14 protein-coding genes and 1 pseudogene are annotated in these 20,273 nt (G+C 64.3%); 3 read left to right on the top strand and 12 right to left on the bottom strand.

Annotated elements, in window-relative coordinates:
* Positions 1–15 precede the first annotated feature (15 nt).
* The 7 genes and pseudogenes from CI805_RS17275 to CI805_RS17245 form a co-directional block, all read right to left on the bottom strand.
* A complete protein-coding gene (locus CI805_RS17275; RefSeq protein ID WP_260929520.1) occupies positions 16–1,785 on the bottom strand; it encodes an SLC13 family permease in 1,770 nt (589 codons plus the stop codon).
* A gap of 57 nt (positions 1,786–1,842) precedes the next feature.
* Positions 1,843–2,409 (bottom strand): nicotinamide riboside transporter PnuC, encoded by a 567-nt coding sequence (pnuC, locus tag CI805_RS17270; protein WP_260929518.1) that lies wholly within the window; start codon positions 2,407–2,409, stop codon positions 1,843–1,845.
* Positions 2,406–3,572 (bottom strand): phosphotransferase enzyme family protein, encoded by a 1,167-nt coding sequence (locus CI805_RS17265; protein ID WP_260929516.1) that lies wholly within the window; start codon positions 3,570–3,572, stop codon positions 2,406–2,408. The genes pnuC and CI805_RS17265 overlap by 4 nt, the downstream gene beginning before the upstream one ends.
* 8 nt (positions 3,573–3,580) lie before the next feature.
* A pseudogene (locus CI805_RS17260) lies at positions 3,581–5,910 on the bottom strand (TonB-dependent receptor).
* A gap of 113 nt (positions 5,911–6,023) precedes the next feature.
* Complete coding sequence (locus CI805_RS17255) at positions 6,024–6,356, bottom strand: helix-turn-helix domain-containing protein (RefSeq protein ID WP_260929514.1); 333 nt, start codon at positions 6,354–6,356, stop codon at positions 6,024–6,026.
* A complete protein-coding gene (locus CI805_RS17250; RefSeq protein WP_260929512.1) occupies positions 6,335–6,661 on the bottom strand; it encodes a hypothetical protein in 327 nt (108 codons plus the stop codon). Before CI805_RS17250 ends, CI805_RS17255 begins: the two co-directional genes overlap by 22 nt.
* A complete protein-coding gene (locus CI805_RS17245; RefSeq protein WP_260929510.1) occupies positions 6,607–6,876 on the bottom strand; it encodes a hypothetical protein in 270 nt (89 codons plus the stop codon). The genes CI805_RS17250 and CI805_RS17245 overlap by 55 nt, the downstream gene beginning before the upstream one ends.
* A gap of 138 nt (positions 6,877–7,014) precedes the next feature.
* On the opposite strand from CI805_RS17245, the gene pobA reads away from it, so the two are divergent.
* On the top strand, positions 7,015–8,184 hold the full coding sequence (gene pobA, locus CI805_RS17240; RefSeq protein ID WP_260929508.1) for a 4-hydroxybenzoate 3-monooxygenase: 1,170 nt from the start codon (positions 7,015–7,017) through the stop codon (positions 8,182–8,184).
* Positions 8,185–8,242: 58 nt separating this feature from the next.
* On the opposite strand, the gene CI805_RS17235 is transcribed toward pobA, so the two are convergent.
* The 3 genes from CI805_RS17235 to CI805_RS17225 form a co-directional block, all read right to left on the bottom strand.
* Positions 8,243–9,964 (bottom strand): tannase/feruloyl esterase family alpha/beta hydrolase, encoded by a 1,722-nt coding sequence (locus CI805_RS17235; protein WP_260929507.1) that lies wholly within the window; start codon positions 9,962–9,964, stop codon positions 8,243–8,245.
* 188 nt (positions 9,965–10,152) lie between these two features.
* Complete coding sequence (locus CI805_RS17230) at positions 10,153–11,526, bottom strand: class II 3-deoxy-7-phosphoheptulonate synthase (protein ID WP_260929506.1); 1,374 nt, start codon at positions 11,524–11,526, stop codon at positions 10,153–10,155.
* 200 nt (positions 11,527–11,726) lie between these two features.
* Positions 11,727–14,630 (bottom strand): M16 family metallopeptidase, encoded by a 2,904-nt coding sequence (locus tag CI805_RS17225; RefSeq protein ID WP_260929505.1) that lies wholly within the window; start codon positions 14,628–14,630, stop codon positions 11,727–11,729.
* A gap of 593 nt (positions 14,631–15,223) precedes the next feature.
* Here CI805_RS17225 and CI805_RS17220 point away from each other — a divergent pair.
* On the top strand, positions 15,224–17,476 hold the full coding sequence (locus tag CI805_RS17220) for a TonB-dependent receptor domain-containing protein (RefSeq protein WP_260929503.1): 2,253 nt from the start codon (positions 15,224–15,226) through the stop codon (positions 17,474–17,476).
* Between the two features lie 80 nt (positions 17,477–17,556).
* On the opposite strand, the gene CI805_RS17215 is transcribed toward CI805_RS17220, so the two are convergent.
* Both CI805_RS17215 and CI805_RS17210 read right to left on the bottom strand, forming a co-directional pair.
* Positions 17,557–18,858 (bottom strand): class I SAM-dependent methyltransferase, encoded by a 1,302-nt coding sequence (locus CI805_RS17215; protein WP_260929501.1) that lies wholly within the window; start codon positions 18,856–18,858, stop codon positions 17,557–17,559.
* Between the two features lie 67 nt (positions 18,859–18,925).
* Positions 18,926–19,411 carry a hypothetical protein gene (locus CI805_RS17210; protein WP_260929500.1) on the bottom strand — a complete coding sequence of 162 codons (486 nt, stop codon included), beginning with the start codon at positions 19,409–19,411 and terminating at the stop codon, positions 18,926–18,928.
* On the opposite strand from CI805_RS17210, the gene CI805_RS17205 reads away from it, so the two are divergent.
* The gene (locus CI805_RS17205; RefSeq protein ID WP_260929498.1) at positions 19,394–20,245 is read left to right on the top strand and encodes a LysR family transcriptional regulator; all 852 of its coding nucleotides are present in this window, start codon (positions 19,394–19,396) and stop codon (positions 20,243–20,245) included. The two genes, CI805_RS17210 and CI805_RS17205, sit on opposite strands and share 18 nt — an antisense overlap.
* Positions 20,246–20,273 lie beyond the last annotated feature (28 nt).

The following is a 20,273-nucleotide window of genomic DNA, read 5'->3' as shown; positions in this document are numbered from 1 at the left end:
GTCCAGCGTAACGCATCAATGCAGCGGCCATACCGCGATGGCGAGCGGCGTCCCCAGCACCAGCACCAGCAGCGAGAGCGGCGCGCCGAGCCTCGCATAATCGCCGAACTTGTAGCCCCCCGGCCCCATGACCAGCGTATTGCACTGGTGGCCGATCGGCGTGAGAAAATCGCAGCCCGCCCCCATCGCCGTCGCCATCAGGAAGGCGTCGGGCCGGTAGCCGAGGTCATGCGCGAAGACAGCCGCGATGGGGGCCATCACCAGCACCGTCGCGGCGTTGTTGAGGAACGGCGTCACCGCCATCGAGGCCAGCAGCACCAGCGCCACCGCGCCCCACGGCGGCAGGTGCGCGGCGAAATGCGCCAGCTGCGTCGCCATCACGTCGGACGCGCCGGTGCTCTGGAGCGTCTCGCTGACCGGGATCAGCGCGCCCAGCATGATCAGGATCGGCCATTCGATGGCTTCGTAGGCGTCCTCTGCCGGAAGCGCGCCCGTGATCAGCACCAGTCCCGCGCCTGCGAAGAACGCCACCGCCACCGGCACCAGCCCGGTCGCCGTGGCCGCCATGGCGACGCCGAGGATCGCCAGCGCCAGCCAGCCCTTGCGCTCGCGCCCCAGCGAGATCGTCCGTTCCGCCAGCGGCAGCACGCCCAGCTGGCGCAGGCGGCCCGGCATCGCATCGAGCACGCCTTGAAGGACGATCACGTCGCCTGCCTGCATGGCGACGCCGGTCGGCTTGTTGCGCAGCCGCTCGCCCTCACGGGCGATGGCGATCACCCGCAGGCCCATGCGCTCCTTCAGCATCAGCCGCGCGGCGGTGGAGCCGACCAGCACCGAGCCTGCCGTCACCACCGCCTCGATCACGCCCACCTCGTCCGTGGCGGGCGCGTCATCCTCGTCGTCCGGGTCGTGCAGCGCCATGCCGGAGCCCGCGATGGCACGTTCGAGGGCATCGGGATCGCCCACCAGAATGAGCACGTCATCCTCGGCGATCGGCATCTGCGGGTGGACTTCGGCGCGCTGCCCCCGGCGCAGCACCGCCGTCACCTCGATCTCGTTCTCGTGATCCTCGACGAACTGCGCGATGGTGGTGCCGATGGCGGCGGAGCCCTCCTGCACGGTCGCCTCGGTGGTATAGGCCGAGATGTTGAGCGCCTCGCCCATGGTTGCCGCCGCCTGCCGCTCGGGCAGCATGCGGTTGCCGAAGCGCAGGAAAATCAGGCCGATCACCAGCAGGCCGAGCCCGGTCGGCAGATAGTCGAACATGCGGAACGGCTGCCCGGTCATCTCCTCACGCACGCGGCTGACGATGATGTTGGGCGAGGTGCCGACCAGCGTGGTCAGCCCGCCCAGCAGCGAGGCGAAGGCCATCGGCATGAAGAAGCGCGAGGGGTTGGTCTTGCTGCGCTTGGCCAGCTGCGAGGCGGCGGGCATCAGCATCGCCAGTGCGCCGATGTTCTTGATCAGGCCGGAGGCGACGCCGACCGTCGCTGTCAGCGCGAACAGTTGCGAGCCGGGGCGGCGCAGGCGATGCGCGAACCGGTCCAGCGCCCGCTCGATCAGGCCGGAGCGCTGCACGGCAGCGGACAGCACCAGCGCCGAGCCGACGATGATGACGATATCGTCCGAAAAGCCGGAGAACGCCTTGGCGGGCGGCACGAGGCCGAGCGCGATCCCGGCGAGCAGCGCGATGATCGCGGTCACGTCGAAGCGGAACCGCCCCCACACGAACAGCGCCATCATGCCGCAAAGGAGGCCCACCGAGAGCCACTGTTGTAAAGTCATCGCACCCCGAAAACGAAACTGCCCGTCGGGGTACAATGCGTGAGCGGATAGTTTGTTCTAAACCGAAACGCTCCGCATCGCGCGGGTCCAGCGGCGATAGCCGAGCACGGCGAGCGCGACGAACAGCGCATAGAGCCCTGCGGTCAGCAGCAGGCCCTTGAAGGCGAACATGCCGACGTAGATCACGTCCACCGCGATCCACAACAGCCAGCTTTCGCGGTGCCGCCGCGCGGTCCACACTTGCGCGACAAGGCTGAAGCTGGAGAGCGAGGCGTCCATCCACGGCAGCGCCGCATCGGTGTAGCGGCTGGTCAGCGTGCCGATGGCCACCGCCCCCAGGGCGCCGATGGCGAGGCCGAGCGCGGCCTTGCTCCACGCCAGCGGGGCGACGATCACCGCACCGCTATCGTCGCGTCCGCGTGCCCAGTCGAACCAGCCATAGAGGATCGCGAAGCCGAACAGCGCCTGCAGCACCATGTCGGCATAGAGCTTCACCTGAAAGAACAGCACAAAGTACAGCGCGCAGGCGAGGAAATTAACCGGCCAGCACAGCATCGCCCGCCGCGCGGTGAGCCAGATGCCGAGTGCGCTGACGACAACACCCGCGATTTCCAGAGGGGTCATGTAAGAACGCCTTGTGTTGCAATCGCGCTCAGCAGCGCGCGGCCTTCCTCGCTTTCGAACCAGTCGGCATGACCGATCAGATAGCCCTGCCAGGCCAGCATCGCGCTGTCCGCGTCATCGAGCACACCGGCGAAATAGTCGGCTTCGGACAGCGCGAACTCGATATGCACCAGCGGCAGCAGCGCGGCGAGCGTGCGGCGGTCCTCACCCTCAAGCGGGCGCACCGCGTGGTAGCCTTCGAGCAGCGCCTGCACTGCGGGAAAGTCCACCAGCGGCGCGCCCTCGCCGATCCGCAGCCACGCGATCACGCAGCGCTCCAGCGCGGTCGCCAGATCGTGGAGCGCACAGGTCCGGTCCGCCAGCCCGAAATCGAACACGGCAGCCACTTCGCCCGCCTCGTCCCACATCAGGTTCGAGGGGTGCCAGTCGCTATGCGTCCATAACTCCGGCTGCGCGGACAGGCGCTCCGCCAGCCCGTCTCCCCATGTGGCGAGCAGCCGTGCGAAAGTCTCGCGCCACGGCTTGTCGGCAAGGAACGTGGCGAGCGCGGGCCGTGCGGCGATATAGGCCTCGGCCTGCATCAGCGGATCGGCAGCAGGCAGGATCGTGAAGCTGGAGACCAGCGGGCGCACATCCCGTGCCGGGGCCTCGAAACTCTCGGCGGCATCGTGCAGCCGCGCCAGCGCCGCACCTGCCGCACGGGCATGGGCGGGCGAGAGGAACGGCGTCCACGACTGCCGCTCGCGGTAGAGATCCACCCCGCCAACGCGGCGATGGAGCTCGTATATCCAGTCGCCCGAAACGACGGTGCCGCTGCCGCTGTCCGCCGTCAGAACCTCTGGCACCGGCACGCCCTGTTCGCGCAGGTGCGCGATGAAGGCATGCTCCTCGGCCAGACCCGCCGCGTCGCGCAGCGACAGATGGTGGCGCTTGAGAAAGAATGTGCCCTGCTCCGCGATAACCAGTGCTCCCGCCGAGAACGGACGGGGCGAGTGCCATTCGATCCCTTGAAGCGTCCCTGCTGCCGGGAAGCGCGCGACGACCTCAGCGGCCTCTTCCCCCGAGATCGGCGCCCAGGTCGGCGCCTCCAGCCCGGTGCCCATGCCGTGGACGCGATGGTCGGCGTGTCGGGGGTCGTCGTGTCGAGGATCGGTAGCGGGCATCCTCGTCGTCAGAACCCCCGCGTTAGCGTGACCATCACCGCGCGGCCGCTGGCGATGTAGTAGGCAGGCGCCGAACCCTCGATCACGGTGCCGTTCCGGCCCACGGTATCCTGCGCATTGGTGCTGATCGACTGCACACCGGACAGGGCATGGGCGTTGAACAGGTTCATCCCGTTGACGCGCAAATCGGTGCGCTTGCCGTCGATCAGTCCGGCCAGATGCACGCCGATCCCGGCATCGACATTGGCGAAACCGGGAATCCGCTCGTCGTTCATGAACGTCGCATACTGCGCGGCGACGTACTTCACGCCCAGCGTTCCGAAGAACAGCCCGCCGTCATAGCGCCCGCCGAAGCCCAGCTGGTAATGCGGGCTGGCGACCGCGTCCTTGCCCTTGGTCGGCAGATAGTCATCGCCCATCGGCAGATCGTCGTCGTTCTTTGCGCGCAGCCATTCGCCCGAGGCATAAAGGCTGACGGCATCGTTCAGGCGATAGTCGATCTCGCCGTCGATGCCCACGAGGTCTGGCGCCCGGCATTGACCGTGGCGTAGACCAGCGCGCCGTCGGAATCGACCACGGTCGAGACCTGCCGGTTGCGGAAGTGGTAGTGGAAGCCGGTCAGCGTCACCGCCACACGGCTGCCCGAATAGCGCCAGCCCAGCTCCTCGGACACCGAATATTCGTTTTTCAGCCCGTTCACACCCTGCGAGGTGACTTCGCCACCATCGTAGCTGTCATAGAGCGAGAACTCGTCCGGCGCGCGGAAGTGCGTGGTCACGTTCGCGAAGAACTGGTTGTGATCGTCCAGCTTGTAGCGCACCGCCGCCTGCGGCAGCGCGGCGAAGCTGTCGGCATGAACCGTAGTCTGATCGCCGGGCAGATAGTTGCGGCCATGGCGCAGGAAATCGACGCCCTTGAAGCCCACGTCGATGGTCAGGCGCGGATCGACAGTGATCGTATCGGCAACGAAGAAGCCCTTGGTAACGGTCGTCGTCCGGATGTTCTCGTAGGCCAGCAGGCGACCATCGGCGGTGCGGATCGCGTCTTTGGTATGGCCCCAGATCGCGGTCGGCGTGCCATCGGCATTGAGCGCGGTGTAGGTCTGAAGCACGCGGTCGGTGCCGTAATCGCCCCAGAGCCCGGCGGTGATTTTATGCGCCCCGGTGGTCCAGGTCAGGCTGGCGACTTCGCCTGCCCGCAGCTGCTTGCCGGTGTAGTTGCCCAGCACGTTCGCGGTGCCATCGACCGCATTGGCCAGCGTGATCGGCGCCAGTGCCTCGGTGCCGAGGTAGTTGCCTTCCTCGCTCAGCTGCGTGCCGTAGGGCGAGTTGCCGTAGCCGAACTGGAGATAGCTGGTGCTGTCCAGATCGAGGTTGTCCGCCAGTTTCAGGTGGATCGGTGCGGACAGATAGAGGTTGCGGAACGGCGCGCGGTAGAGCCGCCAGTAATTCAGGTTGCCGCCGTCCGCCGCGTCATAGCTGGCATCGTAACCCTGATGGCGGCCATAGGCCTTCCAGTCCGCCAGCGTCGGGCCGGGATAGACCGACGAATCCGCCTCGTTGAACGACACCGCCAGAGCGGCGCGGTTGCCCTCGCCCCATTCGTTCAGCAGCTTGAAATCGAGGTGGCGGCGCTTGTCCACGCCCGCGCCGCGCCAGTTGTCGGCCCGCGTGTCGGAGTACGATACGAAGGCACGCAGGCCGGTGTTGCCGATGGTGCCGGTATCGAAGCGGGCGAAAATCCGCCGCTGGTCGTAAGAGCCGAGCGACAGGTCGAGCAGCCCGCCCATCGTCTTTTCCGGGTCCGCGAGCGCAACCGAAAGCAGCCCGCCCGCGCCGTTCACCACCGGCGCGCTGAGATCGACGGAACCGGGGCTGAGCGCAACGGACCGCAAGTTCTCGGTATCGGCGAACTGCGAGGGGTAGGCGTAATAATAGCCGATGTCGTTCTGCGGCGCGCCTTCCATCAGCACGCCGATCTCGTCCTGCCCGAGGCCACGCATGGTGATGCCCGAACTGGTCGAAAGGCCATAGGGATCGCTTGATGCGACATTCGCGCCGGGCAGCAGGCTGACCATCTGGAACGCGTTCAGCGTCGGGGGCTGGAGCTTGAGGAAGTCCGCCGTCACTTCGCTGATCGCCGCAGCGCTGTCCTGCGCGGGCATCATCCCGTCGCTATCGGCATGCCCGGTGACATGGATGACCGACTTGTCCTGTGCATCGTTGCCTGCATCTGTATCCGCATAGGCGTTTACGCCGATCAACAATCCGGCGAAGGCAGCCGTCGAAAGAAGCAATCGGGCATGGAAAGCAGGACGGCCAACAGACAGACGGAACATCATGGTCTCAGGTCAACGCCAGGCTCGCACCGCCCGGCCGGGAACCATCGCCGTTAGGCTGCTCTCTCTCGAAGGTAAAGCAGATAGGACTGCCTTATCATTACTGAATGTCATTAGCATTTATTATCATATTGCCCGAATGTCGCTGGATGTCGATCACGGCTTGGGCGTTGCCCCGTCATCCGCATGTAGAAACGCGAGAAATAGGACACGTCTGCAAATCCCAGCGTATCGGCGATTTGCGCCACACTGGCATTGGAATAGCGCAACAACCGACGCGCTTCCGCCGCCCGGCGGCGGTTGACCAATTCGATAGGCCCCAGCCCTGTCCGAGCGACCGTCAATCGGGTCAGCGTGCGTGTGGTAACGCCCATTTCGCCAGCGAAGAAAGCCAGATCGCAACTGTCCCGATAGTGCCTTTCGACTAGATCATAGAACTGCACCATCCGCGGCTCCATCTCATAGCCTGCCCTGCACGCGCCGCACGCTGGACTGCATGGAGCAGCGCCGTGACGAGAGCGTGAAACAGGGCGTCGGGCTCGCGCCAGTCTCCCGTCAAGTCGAGCAGTTCGCGCGCCACCCGCTCCACTCGCGCCGCCTCGTCCGGCGCCATCGCGCCATAGCCGCCATGCTCCAGCATCGCCGCCAGCGCCGGCGCGCGCGCGACGCCTTCGTGGTCGGCCGCCAGCGTCAGGATCACGCCGTGCGTCTGCGGACGGAACTGGAAACCGTGGATGATCCCCGCCCGCACTGCGACAAACGCCGGGGCAGCAAGGCGAACGTGTTCCTCACCCAGACGGACCTCCACTTCCCCTGCTGGACGATCAGCACCTGCGCGAAGCTGCGATGCCGGTGCGTGCCAATCTCCCAATCGTGCAGCGAAGAGCGCGCGGCAATCGTCTCGATATGCGCAAAGCCCGGCGTCTCGACCGGCTGCTCTTCGCCATACAGTGCATAGACGGGCACGGAAGCAACGCGATGCAAGGCCATCTTTGTCTCGAAAGTACCAATCTTTGTCCTACCAAACCCTTCCGCAAACGATCCGGAATGTCAAACTCGGCAACAAGACCACGGCCCGTTCTACGGGCGTTCGGGAGAGTTTGCATGAAGCGTCAAGTCGCCATTATCGGCGCGGGGCCTGCTGGCCTGCTGCTGGGACACCTGCTCAAGAGCGAGGGGATCGACTGCGTCGTCCTCGAACGCCAGAGCCCCGATTACGTTCTCTCGCGTATCCGCGCAGGCGTTCTGGAACAGGGCACCGTCGCTATGATGGAGCGGCTCGGCCTCGATGCGCGGATGAAAGCCGAGGGCCTGCCCCACGACGGTTTCAACCTTGCCGACGGCGAGCGCCTGATCCGCATCGACATCAAGGCGCTGACCGGCAAGCAGGTGATGGTCTATGGCCAGACCGAGATGACCCGCGACCTGATGGACGCGCGCGAGGCGCGCGGCCTCGAAGTGATCTATCAGGCGAGCGATGTCGCGCTGCACGATATCGAGAGCGACACGCCCAGCGTGACCTACACCAAGGACGGCGCCGAGCACCGCATCGAGGCCCGCATCATCGTCGGCTGCGACGGCTTCCACGGCCCTTCGCGCCAGGCGATCCCCGCCTCGGTCGCGCGCCATTTCGAGCGGGTCTATCCGTTCGGCTGGCTCGGTATCCTGTCCGACGTGCCGCCGTGCAACCACGAGCTGATCTATGCCAACCACGAACGCGGCTTCGCGCTCGCCTCGCAGCGCAGCCACACGCGCAGCCGTTACTACGTGGACGTGCCGCTGACCGAAAAGGTCGAGGACTGGAGCGACGATCGCATCTGGGACGAACTGGCGATCCGCCTCGGCCCCGATGCCGCCGCACACATCACGCGCGGCCCCTCGCTGGAAAAGTCGATCGCACCGCTGCGCTCCTACGTGTTCGAGCCGATGCGCCATGGCAGTCTGCTGCTGTGCGGCGATGCCGCGCACATCGTCCCACCGACCGGCGCCAAGGGCCTGAACCTCGCTGCCAGCGACGTACATTACGCCGCCGAAGCCCTGATCGCGTTCTTTGGCAGGAACGATGCAGAAGCCGTGATCAGCTATTCGGACAAGGCGCTGGCCCGCGTGTGGAAATCGGAGCGGTTCAGTTGGTCGCTCACCCGCCTGATGCACCGCTTCCCCGAAGACGGCCCGTTCGAGCGGCGGATGCAGGTAGCCGAACTGGACTACATCGCCTCCAGCGAGGCCGCCCAGCGCTCGATCGCCGAGAATTACGTCGGCCTGCCTGTCTGACCGGAGAGAGCGCGACGGCAAGGCCCGGCAATTTGCTTGCCGGGCCTTGCACATAAGGTCACTTGTCGGAGAAAATGAACGGTGCGAACAGATCGCTGCCGGGCCATGGATGCAGCGCAACAACCTGGGTCGCAGCGCCCTTCTCCCAGTTCACCGCTTTGGTGTAGTCACCCGTGCCCTTGTATTTTGCAACGAAAGGATAGGGATAGACCGGGCGGGTCATGGCCGGTAGCGCTGCTGTCTCCAGCTTGGCCATCGGCGGCGGCCCCTGTCGAGCGCCCCCTTTGCTGCCAGCGGTCGGTTGACCGAACGAACTCTCCGTTGCCGTAGTCGAAGTCAGGATCGCATCGGGCGCATGCCCTCCCTCGACCCAGGCCATCATCGCCGACAGCAGATCGAGCGCAGACGGCCCCTGCCCACCGCCGCAATGGGCAACACCGGGAAGCAGATAGAGGCGCTCAAATCCGTTCACGCGATCACGGCCCATCGCCTTTTCGATCGCCTGCTGGTACGAAACCGTGTTCGCGGGCGAAATATGCGGATCGCCAAGACCATGCCACAGGATCAGCTTGCCGCCACGCGCCGCGAAAGCGTCGAGGTTCGCATTGGTGGCATCGAACAGCGTGTGGCGCGCTCTCAGGGCATCAAGCGTGGCGGTATCGAAAGTCCAGTCCGCCATCGTCGCCGTGGTGCGCGGCGGAACGAAAGCGATATCCTTCCAAACCGGCGGCACGATCATCGTGCTCATCATCATGCCCCCGTCGCTGTCAGGCACATAGATGCCCTGCCAGTTGAGTTCAGAACCATAGAGCGGCTGCCCGGCAGTCAGCGGCGAACCCGTTTTGGGATCGCGAGGCCCCTCATAGAACTTGCGCACCACATCGATTTCGGCTGCGGTCAGGCAGGCATTACCCGACTGTCCGGTCTTGCAGGCCAGAACCGCGGGATCGAACCGGCACGCGGCAGGAACGGCGACGATGCCGTCCGTCACGCCGTCGTTGCCGTCACACGCCGCGAGCACGGCCGCATGCAATGCCGGCAGTTTGGCGGAGAGCAGGATATTATGGCCTGCCGCATCACGGTTCACGGTAGCCATCCAGCCATGGTACAGCGTGTTCTGCACCTGGAACAGCATGGCGGGGGCGCCGGCGATCACGCCGTCGAAATCGTCCGGGAAACGCTGAGCTTCCATCAGCGCCTCGCGCCCGCCGTCGGAGCAGCCGTTGAAATAGGCGTATTTCTGAGCGCGCCCATAGAACTTGCGGATCAACAGCTTGGCGGCCTGACCGGTGATATGCTCTGCCCGATAAGCGAAATCGGCGCGCCGCTGATCATCAAGGCCCCATTCGCCGCTCTGCCCGGTATGCCCCATGTCGGTCGCCGCCATGACGAAACCGCCATCGTTCAGCACCTTGCAACCACTGGAGGCACCGGAACGCAGGGTGATGTCTCCGCAAAGCCCTCCGCAGCCGACCTGAAGATAACGTTGCGACCAGGTTTTCGTTGGCAGCAAAACCTCGAAGTTCACCTTGGGTGTCAGCGTGCCCTTGACGTCGCACACCTCGATGCCGTCGCTCTTGTCGAGCGTTGCCGAGGTCACGCCGCTGCCTGCACCGCCAATCGCGGTCAGGTCGGTTGCTGACAGGGCTGCACACGATACCACCGGTCTGACGACCGCAAGCGACTGCCCGGTCGGTGCGTTTCTGGCCTGCACTGCGCCTGACGTCAGCGCAAATGCTGCGATCAGGGTCGCCAACCACATTGTTATGCGAAACCGCATGACATTTCTCCCTCCTGCTGATGATGCCTTGTGCCCTTATCGAGCGCGGTCATCAGCGAACAAGAGTGCACCTGTTCGCTTTGCGTATCGACATGTTTCGGCATGTATCGCGAGCGGTGGGAATGCACGAAAAAGCGCGGCGGAATCTCTCCCGCCGCGCTTGTCTCGGTTCGCTTGTGATCAGGCGATCAGGCGGCTTCGCGGCGCCCTTCCGACATTTCGAGATTGAGCAGATCGGCCATCTCGAACGCAAGTTCGATCGACTGGGCACCGTTGAGGCGGGGATCGCAGTGCGTGTGGTAGCGGTCCTTCAGCGCCTCGTCGGTGATGGCGATGGCGCCGCCGGTGCATTCGGTCACGTCCTGGCCGGTCATCTCGACATGGACGCCGCCCGCATGCGTGCCCTCGGCACGGTGGACGGCGAAGAAGCCGCGCACTTCCGAAAGGATACGGTCGAACGGACGGGTCTTGAAGCCGCTGTCGGACTTGATGACGTTGCCGTGCATCGGGTCGCACGACCACACCACCGGGTGGCCTTCGGCCTTCACCGCGCGCACCAGCTTGGGCAGGCCAGCCTCGACCTTGTCATGCCCGAAGCGGGCGATCAGGGTCATGCGGCCGGGCTCGCGCGCCGGGTTCAGCGTGTCGAGCATGCGGATCAGCGCGTCGGGCTCAAGGCTGGGGCCGCACTTCATGCCGATGGGATTGCCGACGCCGCGCAGGAACTCGACATGGGCCGAGCCTTCGAAACGCGTGCGATCGCCGATCCACAGCATGTGGGCCGAACAGTCATACCAGTCACCGGTGAGCGAATCGCGACGGGTCAGCGCCTGCTCGTAGGGCAGCAGCAGCGCTTCATGGCTGGTGTAGAAATTGGTGCCCTGAAGCTGCGGCACCGTCGACGGATTCACGCCGCAGGCCGCCATGAAGTCCAGCGCCTCACCGATGCGGTCGGCCATCTGCGAGAAGCGCTCACCCCACGGGCTGCGGTTGATATGCTCCAGCGTCCACTGGTGGACCTGCCGCAGATTCGCATAGCCGCCGCTGGCGAACGCGCGCAGCAGGTTAAGCGTCGATGCCGACTGTGCATAGGCCTTGACCATGCGCTCGGGATCGTTGCGCCGCGTCTCCGCATCGAACTCGACGCCATTGATGATGTCGCCGAGGTAGCTCGGCAGTTCGACACCACCGATCGTCTCGGTCGGCGCCGAGCGCGGCTTGGCGAACTGGCCCGCCATGCGGCCGACCTTCACCACCGGCTGCTTGCCCGCGAACGTCAGCACCACAGCCATCTGCAAAAGCACACGGAAGGTGTCGCGGATGTTGTCGGGGTGAAATTCGGCGAAGCTCTCGGCACAGTCACCGCCCTGCAACAGGAAACCGCGACCCGCCGCCACTTCGGCCAGATCCTTCTTCAGTTCGCGCGCCTCGCCCGCAAAGACCAGCGGCGGAAACTTCGCAAGCGTGGTCTCAACCGCGCCAAGCTGTTCCACATCGCCATATACCGGGAGGTGGCGGGCTTCCTTCGCCTTCCAGCCATCCGGGGTCCAATTGCTAGCCACGTCGTTTACTCCATGTTGGCGCGCGATCTCTCCCATCCGGCTGGATTTGGACTCCGCCGAGGATCACGCAAGGCGCGCCCTTTACCGCTTTCGGCAATTTTTGCAAAGATCGAAAGCCCGATCGGCATATTCGATTACGTCGATCAGGCCCGGCGATTCCCCAGGCTGGCAGACACCGGGCGCTAACCCGGCGCCATGCTTCACTTTTTCTTCGTCGCGGTCTTGGGATCGGGCAGCACTTCCAGCCGCCAGCTCTTACCCTTCCCGAGGTATTTGGCTGCCAGGGCCTGCATCGCCTGCGGGGTCGTCTGCGTATAATCGGGCAGAATCGTGCGCACTGCCGCGATCCGCTTGGGATCCCAGGTCGCGCCCTCCAGCTGGTCCATGAAGAACGCCGTGCTCGAAGCGGCGCGCGTGACCTGCTGGCGCAGCGGTTCAATGACGCGAGCGAGTTCGTCAGCCGTCGGCGGATTGTCGATCAGGTTCTGGGCGATGTCATCCGCCGTCTGGAAGAACAGCGGCACCTTGTCGGGCTCGATCTGCGCAACCGCCGTGATCGCCCCGCCTGCCTTTTCGTCGATCGGCCAGCTGGAGAAGACATAGGGCGAATAGGCCGCGCCCAGCTTCTCGCGCATGGCGTCCATCAGGCGGTTGGAGAACAGCTGCGTGAGGATCTCGAGCTGGCGCGACTGCGCGATATCGTCAGACCCGCCGCCGGTCGCCCACGAGATCACCGCCGCCGCCTGATCTGCATCGCCGTGGTGGCCGACGCGGATCGGCTGGGTCGAGGGCGAAGGCACGCCCACCGGCACGACCGCCTGCGCATCGGTGGTGGTGCGCGGCTTCAGCGCGCCGAACGTTTTGGTCAGCGCGGCGATGGCGGCTGCCTGATCGAAGTCGCCGTAGATCTGCACTTCAACCGGGCCGCTGGCGAGCTGGCGGCTCCACACACGCTGGAAATCGGCCATGTCGGTCTTGTCGATCTGCGCAGGCGTGGGCGTTGCGTAGCGCTGGTCCTGCCCATGCTGGTAATAGTTCAGATCGCGGTTGAGAATGCCCTGCGGCGAGCTGGCAAAAGTATCGTACTGGATCTTCGCCGCGGCCTTCGCCCGCTCGAACGGTCCCTTGTCCCAGCGCGGCATGTCGAGCTTGGCCGCAAACAGATAGAGCTGGTCGGCAAGGTCGGAAGGGCGCGTTTCCGCCTGGAATTGGAACGAGCCGTCGTCGATATCGAAATCGAAGCCCAGCTTGCGCCCGGTGGAAATACGGTCGAGGTCGTTCTGGTTCAGCGTCGCCTCGCCCGCGCCCACCAGCGCCATGTCGCCCAGCGCCAGATAGGTCGCATCCTTGGGTGCCACCGCGCCATAGCCGCCACCGAAACGGACCTTCACCATGACCCGGCCCGGCTCTTCCTTGGCGGGCCAGAGCAGCGCCTTGACGCCGTTCGCGAACGTCAGCTGCTGGATGCCGAGCAGGCCGATGGGCGCCACCGCCGTCGGCGCAGATGGCGCGCCGATGGCGGGCATGTTGGCGAAGGACACGGGCTTCATGTCCTCGCGCACGCTTTCGTCCGGCTTCACCGGAGCCGCAAGCGCTGCGTGGAGTTGCGCGTCAGTCGCGACGCCGGGCTTCTGCACCGTGAACATCGCTCGCGTCACCGTGCCGCTGAAGATCTGGCGCGTGTGCTCCAGAATGGCGTCCGGCGTGAACAGCGGCTTGGAGCTGCGGAAGATGTTCAGCACGTCCTTGGGCGCGGCGACCGTCTCGTGAATATCGAGCGCGTTCACGAGATCGTCGGCCAGCTTGCCGCCGGGCAGGATCGCCTGCTGCTCGACCGGCACCTGGAACGAGACGTCGAGCTCGGCGACCTCGCGGTCGATCTCCTCCTGCGTCGGCGGGCGGGTCATCGCATCGGCGATCACCGCGCGCACATCGTGCAGAGCGCCCTTCCAGTCATCGCCCAGCGGCGTCACCGAAACGAAAGTGGCGTTGGCCGAGCGCGCGACGTTCTCCTGATCGACCGAGGCTGTCAGGAAGCTGCCGCCTGCCCGCGCCTTGGTTTCCAGACGACGGTTGATGATCGCCTGCGCCAGCTGGTCGATCATCAGGCCCTGGTTGTACTTGATGGTGTCGTTCACCTGATGCCAGGGCCGCAGCACGGCATACATCAGCGAGGGCGGAAGATCGGGCTCGACCATCACCTTCGTCGCGCCCACCGGGTTCTTCGGATCGCTGCCCGCAGGCGCGATCGGAGCGCCGAAGCTGGGCTGCGGCGTAACCTTGCCGGGCACCTGCCAGTCACCAAACCACTTCTTCACATAAGCTTCCAGCGCGGGCACCGGCGCGTCGCCTGCAACGATCACCGTCACGGTCTGCGGGCGATACCAGCGCGTGTAGAAGGCCCGGACCGAGGCGGGCGTCGCTGCCTGCAACGAGCCCAGCGTGCCGATCGGATCGCGGTCCGACAGCGGCTGGCCGTCATAGAGCGTCTTCTGCATCGCCTGCTGCACCCGGCGCGAGGCACCGCCGTTGTCGCGCATTTCGGAGAGCACGATCGGCAGGTCCTTCTTCAGGTCGAGCGCCGAAAGCGTGGGCGCCGTCACCATCCCCGAGACCAGCTTGAACACGGTATCCAGCGAGGTCGGCGTCGCATTGGGCACGTCGAGCTTGAACACCGTCTGCGTCGTCGTCGTCTCGGCATTGGTATCGGTGCCGAACGAGGCGCCAAGCCGCTGGAACGTCGCGATCGCGGTGCCCTCAGGGATATACTTGGATTCCCGGAACAGCATGTGTTCGAGCAAGTGCGAATAACCGCGCTCGGCATCGGTCTCGTAGAGCGAACCCACATCCACCCGCACGCGGATCGAGACCTGCCCCGGCGGCACGCCGTTATGTCGCACGGCATAGCGCAGACCGTTTGACAGCTCGCCGAAGTTCCAGTCCGGATCGGGCGGAACGTCGCTGTTCTTGTAAAGCCACGGCTTGGGCGCCGCAGCCGCGTTCACGGCGGGCGCGACTGTCTGCGCGAACACCGGAACCGCGGCGGTCTGGGACAGGAGAAGCAGGCAGGCGAACGAGCGGGCAGCACGCGGGGTCGTTGTCATATGTCAGGGTATAGGGGGCCTCGGCATTAAGGGCCAGTGAATAGCGCCGCGCGAAAGTGCGCCGGGGCGACCCTGCAAAAGGGGCAAGGTTGACACAGTTGACACGGTTCAGAGCAAAAGTGTCAACTTCCGGGCGCAATTCACGGTTTCTCGACACAAGTACCTGATTTTTGTTGCGTACAGTGTAAACATCGGTGTCACTTTGGCTTCCGGTTGCATGCCCTCCCCCGCCTGCGGCGATCCACCGGTCAGGAGAGATGATCCGGCAAACATCCTACTGCGCCGGTGGTGGTGTAGGAAAGGATCGCAACCTCTGCACGCGAGGGCCCTTCCCGCGCTTCATGCCGCCAGTCGTCTGGAGTGCAGCTGGGCTGACAAGGCCAGAGCGGTCTCACGCCAACAACCGGCGGCGGTCAAGAACTGGTCGCCAGTCTCAGTGCCGATGCCTTGACCGCCCGCATCGGCAGCCAGCCGGCAGCATCGGTGGCGTGAGTAATGGGTGCTGACCCTAGGCAAGCTGCGGAAGATCTCTCGCTCGCCGAAACGGCAGGGCCAGAGGCGAGAGATGAATAGTCGATATTCATTTCTGATCGTTGCCTTGCCTCGCCATTCTTCATAGTTGCCGCGAACAATTCGCATTAGCACTAAGCGAAAAAGGCGAACGGCATAAATCCGGGAGAGTAACTGGGCCGCACCGATATTCGCTGGCGAATGGCGAATGGAGTTCGTGCGCCTTTTCTGGAACAGACGGGGGGTATTCATTGACTGATTTTCGCAAGCGCATTCTCGCTACGACGTCGCTTGTCGTCGTTTGCGCATCGCCGCAGGCTGCCTTCGCGCTCGCCGCCGAGGCCCAGGCCGGCAGCTCCTATTCCCGCGATGGAGAACTGCCATCGGACATCGTTGTTTCCGCAACCGGCTATGAGCTCAACGTCAAGGACGCACCGGCGACGATTTCGGTCATCACGGCCGAAGAGATCAGGCAGCGCTCCTACACCGACATCACCGATGTACTGATGAATGTTCCGGGCGTCTTCATTCAGGGCGGCGGTGTCGAACAGTCGGTCATGATACGCGGCATGAGCGCAGACTACACGCTTTTCCTTGTCGACGGGAAACGCATGCAGGATAATCAGGCCTTCGGTCTCAACGGCGCCCAGGCCGGTACGCCGATCAACTTCCTGCCGCCACTGGACTCGATCGAACGCATTGAGGTGATCCGCGGCCCGGCATCCTCGCTTTACGGTTCCGACGCGATCGGCGGCGTGATCAACGTCATCACCAAGAAGGTGATGAACGAATTCGGCGGCAGCTTCACGACCGAATACATCAAGTCCGGCCCCGGCAACGACGTGACGAACGATGGCGTCAACGCCAGCCTCGCTCTGAACATTCCGATCATCAGGGACCGCCTGTCGTTGCAGGTTACCGGCGGTCTGCGCTATCAGGACGAAGCGGATTTCGTCGGCGGCAGCGACAGCGCCGCCGCCGACCCGGAATTCAAACGCAAGAATATTGCAGGCAAGCTCAGCTTCCGGCTGGATGAAGCCAACACCTTCACGGCCGGTGCGGGGCACACGATCCAGGAACGCACGGCCAATCCGGGCAAGAGCCTCGCCGAAGGGGAGGACATGACCTACAGCAAGACGCTGCGGGACAACTACTTCGCCACCCACGAAGGCAATTTCGGCAACCTGACATGGAACAGCTATGTCACTTATGACACGTCGACAAACCCGACGCGGGTAAACGCAACGACCGGCAACGGCATCGATTTCGATACGCTGGTTGCCAACACGCAGGCCGCGCTGCAACTCTCTCGCCACAAGATCGTGGGCGGACTCAACTACTTCCACGAAAAGCTCAAGGATGGCGCCACCAATGGCCTGAACCTTGAAGGCATCGTGGCGTCCACCGACATCATCACCATGGACCGCAAGCAATATGCAGCGTTCCTGGAGGACAACTGGGAAGTGGTCGAAGATCTGTCGCTGCTGCTGAGCGGCCGCGTCGATCACAGCGAGAGTTTCGGCACCCGCTTCAGCCCCAAGGCCTACGCGGTTTTCAATATGACCGACAGCTTCACCATCAAGGGCGGCGTCACTTCGGGCTACAAGGTTCCCAGCCTGCGATCGGCAGCCACCGACTTCGGATCGACCTCAATGGGCGGCGTGGTGATCGGCAACCCGGACCTCAAGCCGGAAAAGACGATGAACTACGAAGTGGGGGTCAGCTACGCGAACAAGGCCGCCGGGATTTCGACCAGCCTCACCGCGTACCAGAGCGACTTCAAGGACAAGCTCCTGCGCACCGGCCGCATCTGTGCGCAGAACGAAGAGTGCGTGTATGGCGGCCTTACCTATCCGGCGCATCAATACGGCTACACGACCTATGAGAACGTCGATTCGGCGCGGCTCAAGGGTGTGGAATGGACGGTCGACTGGACCGTTGTCAGGCACCTGCGCTATCGCCACAGCTACACCTATTCGCAGACCGAACAGACCTCGGGCACCAACAAGGGCAAACCGCTCAACGACATCCCGGAACATATGTTCAACGCATCGCTCGACTGGAAAGCGAGCCGTGCCTTCAATCTGTGGGGCCAGCTGAACTACCGCGGCAAGACATCAGGCCGCACCACCAATGCCAGCGGTTCTGCAACCAACGATTTCCGCTATCCGCCTTACACGTTCTACAACCTGGGCGTGGTGATCAAGCCCCGGCGCGACCTGCGCCTGAACCTGGGCGTCTACAACCTGACCAACAAGAAGGTCACGGCAGAGGAAGGCTATGCCTACGTTCTTGACGGTCGCCGCTTCAGCACCTCGCTGAGTGTAGACTTCTAAAATACCGCCCCGGTGGCCCCGCCAGGCCCACCGGGGCCGGTTCGCTGCACATCGCGGCGCACGTTCCAGTCGTCCCCTCTTCACCGCGTCACGGCGACAGCGCAATCCGATAGCACTGCAAGCGCGATGCCGTTGTCCCCGAACCACTGCGACAGAGCGGCGGCGCGGGTCTGTATCGCAGCCGATACGGCGGGGGGCGTTTCAAAAACGACCGGATGCGCCAGCCCCTGCATCATGAGCAGTTGCAGCGACTGCAGCAACATGCCGGCATCGCCCGCAAACACCGGCAGGGCGAGCAATTCCTCACCACTCGCAGCGCCCGAGGAAAGGCATTCGAGCAACGGTGTAAAGACCGCCTCCGGCCCGATAACCGGCCCGATCGGCGTCGTGAACGTCACCGGCCCTTGCGTCGGGGCGCCGGGCAGCAGGCGGAACCGTAGCGCGCGCAGGCGATCGAGCAGCGGCTTTGCGCCAAGCCTTTCCGCATCCCGCTGGAACAGGTCCATGCGCTGGTGCGCACCGCGCGCCATGTCCTTGAGCGTTTCCGCCAGCGCAGGTGCGCCGGTGCGGCGGACGAGATCCTGCAGCCCGCCCGGAACCGACAGCGAAACATCCAGATTGTTGAACACGTCTGCGCTGCCAAGGAAGGTCAGGCCCGCCTGCGCGACCTGCTGATGGACATCGACCGAATGTTGCGGTGTCCAGTGGTCTGTCAGGAACTCATGCGCAAGATCCGCAGGCTCGCGCCGCGCCAGATTGGCGACATGCGCCAGCATCGCGGGCCTGTCCGCATAGAGGCCGCCCTGCACCAGCTGCTGCAGCAGCATCATGCCGGTCTGCGCCCTGCGTGGCGAGGGGCCGGGCATATGGTGGGCACACAAGTTGAGCAGGTGCTGCAGCGGCAGCATCTCGGTCGAGCCCGGATGACACATGTAGTGAAGATGAAACAGCCCACCGGGATTCAGCGCACGGGAAGCGCCGTCCAGCAGCGCCGCACGATACTCGGGCGCGATCCACGACCAGACGCCATGGCTCGTGACGAAATCGAACGTGCGCACATTCGTCCTTGCGAAAGTGGCAAAGTCGGCCTGAATGAACTCGACATTGTCAAGCCCGCAACGCTCGGCCGCAGTGCGCGCGAACGCCAGGTGTTCGCCGTTGAAGTCGATGCCGACAAAGCGGGCCTGCGGATGGCACGCGGCAGACACCAGCAGGTTGACGCCCAGACCGCAACCCAACTCGCACAAGGTGAAGGAGCCCTGCGGGTCGGGTGCCGTGAAACCCAGGAAGCCCGCCACCGTCGCCAGCCACAAGGGCTGCATTTCCTTGTAGAAAAAGGCCGGATAACGCACGTCGTCAATATAGCCGTCAGTCCAGGTCATGCCGCGTCCAAAGATCTTCTCCCGGTTGGTCCCTAACGACCATACCGGGTATCCTCAATGGGCAGCGTCACATTGCCTTCATCGCCAGACAGGCTATGATCGGCCTATGCAAGATCGACAGGACCACTTCGCTTACTGCGTCCAGCTGCTTGGCGGAACGACCGCATTTGCCCGCCGTCTCAGGATTGATGAGCGGGCTATCCGGCGGTTCGTCAATGGCGAGCGCCCGCTTAGCGACAGCCTGTTGCAAGACACCGCGAAGGCATTGCGTGACCTCTCCGTGGACGCCGGCGCGGCGGCGCAGGCCATCTTCGACAATCTGCCCGCTGAATCCAGCGACCTCTGATCGGGTTAAATCGGCTTGCAGGGAAGACCACGCCTCCCAAGCGGAGCACCGACCGGCTATACTGCCGTGCCGCAATAAGCGTCGGGCGAACATCGAGCTGATCCCGCAAGACATCGGCTTGGCTTGAATATCCCGTTGCGGCATGACGGCATCATGTTCGATGAGGTTCAGCTCCGCTCCTTTGCCCTCGTGGCGCATCTCAAACATTACGGCCAGGCGGCCAGCCAGCTGTTCGTCACGCAACCGGCCCTGACACGGCGCATCCAGTTGCTGGAGGCGGACATCGGTGTTCCCCTGTTCCGCAGGGCAGGCCGCCATGTCGAACTGACGGCTGCCGGTGCAGCATTGCTGTCCGAAGTCGAAAAGACGCTGGCGCAGATGGAAAACGCACGGGCAGCGGCCCGCCGGGCGGCTGGCGCTCTGGTGGGGCGGCTCTCGATCGGTTTCGACGGTGCGGCCAGTTATTCCTTGATCCCCCGGCTGGTCCGGCTGACCCGCGCGGCATGGCCGCAGATCCATCTCGACTTCGTGGAGTTCAGTTCGCTGGACCAGATGCGCGAAATCCACTTTCATCGTCTGGATGTCGGCCTCGTCCGACCATTGCCGCACGATTTCGACCTGGAACTCGAATGTGTCTTCCGCGAACCGTTGGCCCTCGCTGTTCCTGTTGGCCATCGGCTGGCAGGGCGCAGGCGCATCGATCTGACCGATGTTTCCGGCGAGCCCTTCGTCGCCTATTCCGAGCGCGGCAGCTATCTTCGCGATCTGATCGGGGCCGAACTGAATGCAGCGGGCGCCGAGCCACACGTGGTGCAGCGCATGTCCCGCACGCATTCCATCCTCTCGCTCGTCAGCACAGGCCTTGGGCTCGCGATCGTGCCAGCCGGAAGTGCGGCGGCTGCCTTCGACAATATCGTGTTCAAACCCTTGCCGATCACGGCGCAGGCAGAGTGGCATGCAGCGCGCCATATCCGACCGAGCAACGATCTTTCTGCACAGATGCTGGATTTGCTCGCCAAGGCAAACGATGCAAATTATTGATCGATAGAATGCATATTCGCGCTTAGAC

The organism is Novosphingobium sp. 9, assembly GCF_025340265.1.
Classification (GTDB): domain Bacteria; phylum Pseudomonadota; class Alphaproteobacteria; order Sphingomonadales; family Sphingomonadaceae; genus Novosphingobium.
This window is presented reverse-complemented; position numbering and strand designations above follow the sequence as displayed.